Origin of the sequence: Actinomadura sp. CNU-125, assembly GCF_001942465.1 — a bacterium.
GTDB lineage: Bacteria > Actinomycetota > Actinomycetes > Streptosporangiales > Streptosporangiaceae > Spirillospora.
The window spans coordinates 22,651-28,692 of sequence record NZ_MKJY01000008.1 but is presented as its reverse complement, the minus strand read 5'-3'; the positions used below and the strand labels follow the sequence as shown (position 1 = coordinate 28,692).

Here is a 6,042-nt window from a genome sequence, read left to right as displayed (position 1 = left end):
GTGCGGCGCCGCAGGTCTCGACGTGTCGGCGAGCGCTCGGCGCGCAGCCCGCGGGCCAGCTCGGCGGCGGTGTCCAGCCGGACGGACGCCGCGTCGTGGTCGCCCGCCGCCAGTGCGGCCTCGGCCGCCCGCACCAGCGCCGTCGCGTGCGCGAACGGATTGCCGATCGACTCCCACGCGGCGGCGACGGCGTCCCACGCCGCCCGGTCGAGGACGCCGCGCGCCCGTCCGAGTTCGGCGTCGAACACCAGCCGGTACGTCCGCTGCAGCCGGCCGAGGCACGGCAGCCCCGCCGCGCGCTCCTCGATCCGCGCCAGCTCACCGCCCGCGTCCGGGCCGATCTCGGCGCAGGCGGTGACGCCCAGTACCAGCACCGGCCACGCGTACCGCGCGTCGTCCGGCAGGCCCGGCCGTTCCACCACCCGCAGGACGGCCCGCAGAGCCTCCGCGGGATCGCCGCCGGCGAGCGCGATGCGGGCCCGCAGCCGCTGCGTGGAGAAGTAGTCCTGCGTCTTCAACCAGGTCGGCTGGACGTTCGCGCTCTCGCTCACCCGCGCCAGCCGCTCCCGCGCCGTCTCCGTCTCGCCCCGGAACAGGGCGATCTCGCCCGCCATGACGTGCAGGGACGTCCGCGTCGTGACGGACGGGTCCTGCGCCAGCGCCTGCTCCATCACGCCGAGCGCCTCGTCCCACCGGCCGAGGGAAGCCAGCGGCTCCGCCTCGTTGATGCACAGGAACGTCCCGTCCGTGCGGGCCAGCCCGAACCGGCTCGCGGTCTCCTTGCCGAGCCGCGCCACCTCCGACGCCTCCGCGTGCAGCCCGGCGCCCTCCAGGAAGTGCGACCGGATCACCGCGTGCCGCATCAGCGCGCCGTGGTCGTCGCTGCGCGCCGTCACGGCGTCGATCTCCGCGAGCATCGACCCGTCGGTGTAGTCGATCTCGGTGCAGAACAGCGTGCACAGCGCGTGCGACTCCGCCACCGGATCCTTCAGCTCCCGCGCGATCGCGTACGACTCGGCGGCCGCGGCCCGCCCCTCGTCGATGTTCGTCGTGAAGCGCATGTACGTCGCGAGCTTGGCCAGCACACGCGCGCGCAGCACCGTGCGCCGGTCGGACGGCAGCTCCTCGGCGGCCGCGCGGACGTCCTCGATGAACCCCGGACGCGCCATCTGGTACCGCATCCGGCCACGCAGCGCCAGCAGCTCCGCCCGCCGCTCCCGCACGTCCGGGTCGTCGTCGGCGGCGAGTTCGCGCAGCGCCGCCGACGCCAGCTTGATGCCGCGCTCGTACTCGCCCGCCAGATCGGCGGTCCGCGCGGCCTTCTCCAGCACCCGCACCCAGTCGGCGCCGATCCGCTCCGCCGCGTCCGGGACCAGCTCCCACAGCTCCATGACCCGCGACAGCATCGCCAGGCACTCCGCGTACGCGAGCGCCTTGCGCGCGTACGCCGACGCCCGCCACGACGCGACCAGCGCCCACACCGCGTTGTGCGCCGACTTCCAGTGGTGGCTCAACTCCACCCAGAGCCGCCCGTCCGGGACGAGCGCCGGATCGTTCTCCAGCGCCTCCGCGTACCGGGTGTGCAGCCGCGTGTGCTCCCCGGGCAGCAGGTCGTCGTGCACCGCCTCGCGGATCAGCGCGTGCCGGAACGCGTAGCCGTCGCCGTCCACGACCAGGACGTTCGCCGCGACGGCCGGGCGCAGCGTGCGGGTCAGCGCGGCGTCGTCCAGCCCGGACACCGCCGCGAGCAGCGCGTGCTCGATGCGGGTGCCGCCGCCGCTGGCGTCCCGCAGCACCTCCTGCGTCTCCTCCGGCAGCCGCTGCACCCCGGCCAGCAGCAGATCGCGCAGCGACTCGGGCAGTTCGGACGCCAGCGTGCCGTCGTCGTCGAGCAGCGCCTCGACGAACAGCGGGTTGCCCTCGCTGCGCGCGGCGATCCGCTCCACCAGCCCCGCCGGGGGTTCGTCCCCGAGCAGCGCCGTGACCAGCGCCGCCGTCTCCGTCCGCGACAGCCTCGCCGGCTCCAGCCGGTGCACCCGCTCGACTCGCTCCAGCCCCGCGAGCAGCGTCCGCAGCGGATGCCCCCGGTGCAGTTCGTCCGTCCGGTACGTCACCACGATCAGGACGGGCGCGGTGCCGAGGTTGCGGGTCAGGAAGGCCAGCAGGTCCCGCGTGGAACGGTCCGCCCAGTGGGCGTCCTCGATCACCAGCACGACCGGGCACCGCTCCGCGAGCCGCTCCAGCAGCGTCAGCACCAGCTCGAACAGCCGCGCGCGCTCCTCGCCGGACGCCTCGTCCCGCTCGGGCTCGCCGAACTCCGGCAGCAGCCGCGCAAGCGCGCCGGTGTCGCCGCGCGGCACCAGCGCCGCCACCCCGTCGATGCCGATGTCGCGCACCAGCCCGCGCAGCACGGTCGTGAACGGCGCGAACGGCAGACCGTCCGAACCCAGCTCCAGGCACCCGCCGACCAGCACCCGCGCCCGGTCGACCGCGCACCGGGCGAACTCCCGGATCAGCCGCGTCTTGCCGAGCCCCGCCTCCCCGCCGACCAGCACGGCCCCGGGCGCCGCGGCGAGCGCGTCCGCCAGCCGCCGCAGCTCATCCGACCGCCCGACCAGGACGGGACTCATCGCGCGCGTGCTCACGCGTCCCAGGATGCCAAACAAGTCGGACATTCCCATCCGAATTTCAGTCGGTGAGACGCCAGCCCTCACCCCGATGCTCGTCCAGTTCGGGGACGGCCCCGAGCGCGGGCCCCGCGTGGTTCGCCGTCCGCACCGGCCCCTCCCCGATCCCCCGCGCACGGAAGTGTTCGTGGCCGAGCATCTCCGCGCGGGTGAGGACGGGCGCGACCGGCGCGCCCTCCTTCGACAGCCGCACGACCGCCTCGTCCCGGTCGAGGCCGGCGATCGCGTCCCGGATCGCCCCGTCGAGTTCCGCCAGCCGCTCGAACCGCTGCAGGAACGGGACGTCCGCATGCCGTTCGAGCCCGAGCGCCCGGCACGTCGCGGCCCACAGCGGTTGCTCGGACACGACGCCGAGCGTGACGGCCCGTCCGTCCTTCGTGGGGTAGATCCCGTACCCGGGGACGGGCGCGTCGGCGCCCGACATGTCGGGTGATGTCTCGACCCAGTCGGCGAGCACGTCGGCCATCCCGAGATCGATCCGCTCCCCGACCCCGCTCTCCCGCGCCTTCAGCACGGCCGCCGTGATCGCGAACGAGGCCATCGTCGCGGCGGCCATGTCCGCGACCGCCAGTTCGGCGCCCGCCGACACCGCGTCCGGCGGCAGCGCGCCCGCGTAGGCGCGGTAGTTCACGTCGTGCCCCGGCACCGCCGCCAGCGGCCCCTCGGCGCCGTACCCGGAGATCGAGCAGTACACGAGCGCGGGCGCCCGCTCCCGAAGCCGCTCGTACCCGACGCCCAGCCGGTCGGCGACCCCCGGCCGGAACCCCTCGACGAACACCTCCGCGTCCGCCGCGAGCTCCAGGCACCGCGCGAGCCCGTCCGCGCTCTTCAGATCGAGCTCGACACCGCGCTTGTGCCGGTTGAGGACGTCGAAGTGGTCCCGGAACGCCCGCATCGGCTCCCCGCCGGGCGGCTCCACCTTGACGACGTCCGCGCCGAGCCGTCCGAGCAGCTGCGTGGCGTACGGGCCCGGCCGCCACATCGTCAGATCGAGCACCCGCAACCCGTCCAGCAGTCCCATGCCCGCCACCCTATGCAAGCAACCGCTTGCTCAACCACCCCGGTCTCGGCAGTCGGCGATCGGCATCCGCGGGTGGCCGGATCCTGCCAACCTGTGAACGCGATCAACACGCAAGACGTCTCACTCTTGCCGCGCCTCACCCGTTCACCGCAATGACAGGACGCCCATGTACCCACCACCGCCCGGCCCGCACCCTCGCCCGCAGCGGGCCCGGACGACCGTCCCGCTGTTCGCCGCGATCCTCATCGCGGTCGGCAGCATGCTCTTCGGCTGCGTCACCGGGCTCGCGATCGGAGTGACCCCGCCCGCCGAGGAGACGGGCGCGGCCGCGCCGTCCTCGCCGTCCCCGTCCGAGGAGCCGTCCACCACACCGGAGGCGACGCCCACCGAAACGCCCACCCCGACCCCGACCCCGACCGCCGACCGCGACGCCGACCCCGACGCCCTCGGACGTCCCGGACCCGGACCCGACCACCACGAGGCCGAAGCCGCGCAAGACCACCCGCGAGCCGGAGCCCGACCCGGAACCGGAGCCGCAGACCGACCCCCGGTTCTCGTCCTGCACGAAGGCGAAGGCGTCCGGGTACGGGCCCTACACGCGCGGCGTCGACCGCGAGTACTCCTGGTACCAGGACCGGGACGGCGACGGCGTCGTCTGCGAAAGCTGACCGGGTCGTCAGAAGTCGGCGCGGTGGCGTCCGCGATAGCGCGGACGCCGCCGACCGGCCACCAGGGCCATGGCGGACGCGCCCAGCTTGACCGGGAGCCGGACTGTCTGGGCGGGAACGCCGGAATCGGCCTTCCATCGGCAGTTGGTCGACATTAGGTTCTGGGCGTGGGCTGGGATGGCGAGGGTGTGCTGGCGGGCCGGTACCGCCGGTTGGAGCTGATCGGTCGGGGCGGGATGGGGTCGGTGTGGCGGGCCCATGACGCCGACCTGGATCGGGAGGTCGCGGTCAAGGAGCTGCGGGTGCCCGAGCAGGTCGGGGAGGACGAGCGGGCCGTCTGGTTCGCGCGGATGGAGCGGGAGGCGCGGGCCGCGGCGCGGCTGCGGCATCCGGGCATCGTGACCGTCCACGACCGGGTGGTGGGCGAGGACGGACGCCCGTGGATCGTGATGGAGCTGGTGCAGGGACGGTCGCTGGACCGGGTGCTGGCCGACGAGGGCGTACTCCCCGCACGGCGGGTCGCCGCGATCGGACTGGCGATGCTGGACGCGCTGTCGGCGGCCCACGCGCAGGGCATCGTCCACCGCGACGTGAAACCGGCCAACGTGCTGCTGGAGGACGAGCGCGTCGTCCTCACCGACTTCGGGATCGCGGCAGTAGAGGGCGACGCGACCCTCACCCGTTCGGGCGCGGTGCTGGGGACGCCCGCCTACATGTCCCCGGAGCAGGTGCAGGGCGGGCCCGTCACCCCCGCCTCGGACCTGTGGTCGCTCGGCGCGACCCTGTACGCGGCGGTCGAGGGGCGCCCGCCGTTCACCGCGCCCACGCACGGCGCGCTGTTCGTCGCCATCGCCACCCGGGAGCCGGATCCGCCCGGTTGCGGCGGGCCGCTCGGACAGGTGCTGACGGAACTGCTCCGCAAGGTCCCCGCCGAACGGCCGTCGCCCGCGCGGGTTCGCGAGCTGCTCGGCGCCGTCGCCGGACGCGACGTGCCCGCCGTCGATGCCGGGCCGTCCCGTCCGGCCGCCCGCTTCGACGTCCCGGCCGACCCGACGGCCTTACTGGACGGCGACGACCACCCGGTCTCCGTGCGCGGCGCTCTCGTCTGCACCTGGATCACCGTCGCCGTCACGTTGCTGCTGTCGTGGAACAACCCGTCCGACGATTTCCTGCAGGGCGAAGCCGGGTACTGGTCGCCGGTGTTGATCGGGCTGGTGATCGTCCTGTCGGCCGTGGTGTGGAGGTCGACGCACCGGCCGGTGCCGGCCCTCGCCGCCGTGGCGCTGATCAACATGGGACTCACGACGAGTGTGCTGGCGGCCACGGGGGAACGATCCGAAGTCGACATCAGCGGCGAGTCGGCGTTCGGTTGGGTGGCGGGTGCGGTGGCGCTCATGTTCGCGTTCGCCGGGGCGAACGAGACTCTGCTGGCGGGCGGCCCGTCCGGCGCGGCACGCCGAGCGCTGCGCGGCGGGCTCCTGATCGTCGAAGGCGTCGTCATGACGATGTGGCCATGGGCCCTCCTCGGGCCGTTGGGCATAGACATCAACCTGACGAACGCCGACATCAAGGGGAGCTACTTCGCGCTCGCCTTGGCGGCCGTGTTCCTCGTCTGGATCGCCGCCCAGTTCGTCCTCCGGTTGCGCCCGCGCGGAATCTAGGCGGC

The 6,042-nt window shown here is 74.1% G+C and carries 4 protein-coding genes and 1 pseudogene; 2 read left to right on the top strand and 3 right to left on the bottom strand.

All coding sequences use genetic code 11. The features are described 5' to 3' along the window. From BJF79_RS01200 to BJF79_RS55010, 3 genes are all read right to left on the bottom strand, one after another. Positions 1-2,630 (bottom strand): ATP-binding protein (locus tag BJF79_RS01200; protein ID WP_083733071.1); only part of this gene is annotated, 2,630 nt, incomplete at its 3' end. Positions 2,631-2,688: 58 nt separating this feature from the next. Beyond that, positions 2,689-3,708: a CaiB/BaiF CoA transferase family protein gene (locus BJF79_RS01195; protein WP_075894609.1), complete on the bottom strand. Its 1,020-nt coding sequence runs from the start codon at positions 3,706-3,708 to the stop codon at positions 2,689-2,691. A 144-nt stretch (positions 3,709-3,852) separates the two neighbouring features. Next, positions 3,853-4,107: a hypothetical protein gene (locus BJF79_RS55010; protein ID WP_075894608.1), complete on the bottom strand. Its 255-nt coding sequence runs from the start codon at positions 4,105-4,107 to the stop codon at positions 3,853-3,855. 164 nt (positions 4,108-4,271) lie between these two features. On the opposite strand from BJF79_RS55010, the pseudogene BJF79_RS66360 reads away from it, so the two are divergent. Both BJF79_RS66360 and BJF79_RS01180 read left to right on the top strand, forming a co-directional pair. Then, positions 4,272-4,376: pseudogene (locus BJF79_RS66360) on the top strand (excalibur calcium-binding domain-containing protein); the annotation flags it as partial. A gap of 167 nt (positions 4,377-4,543) precedes the next feature. Continuing rightward, positions 4,544-6,037, top strand: coding sequence for a serine/threonine-protein kinase (locus tag BJF79_RS01180; protein WP_262401361.1), 1,494 nt, complete (start codon positions 4,544-4,546; stop codon positions 6,035-6,037). The last annotated feature ends 5 nt before the right edge of the window (positions 6,038-6,042 follow it).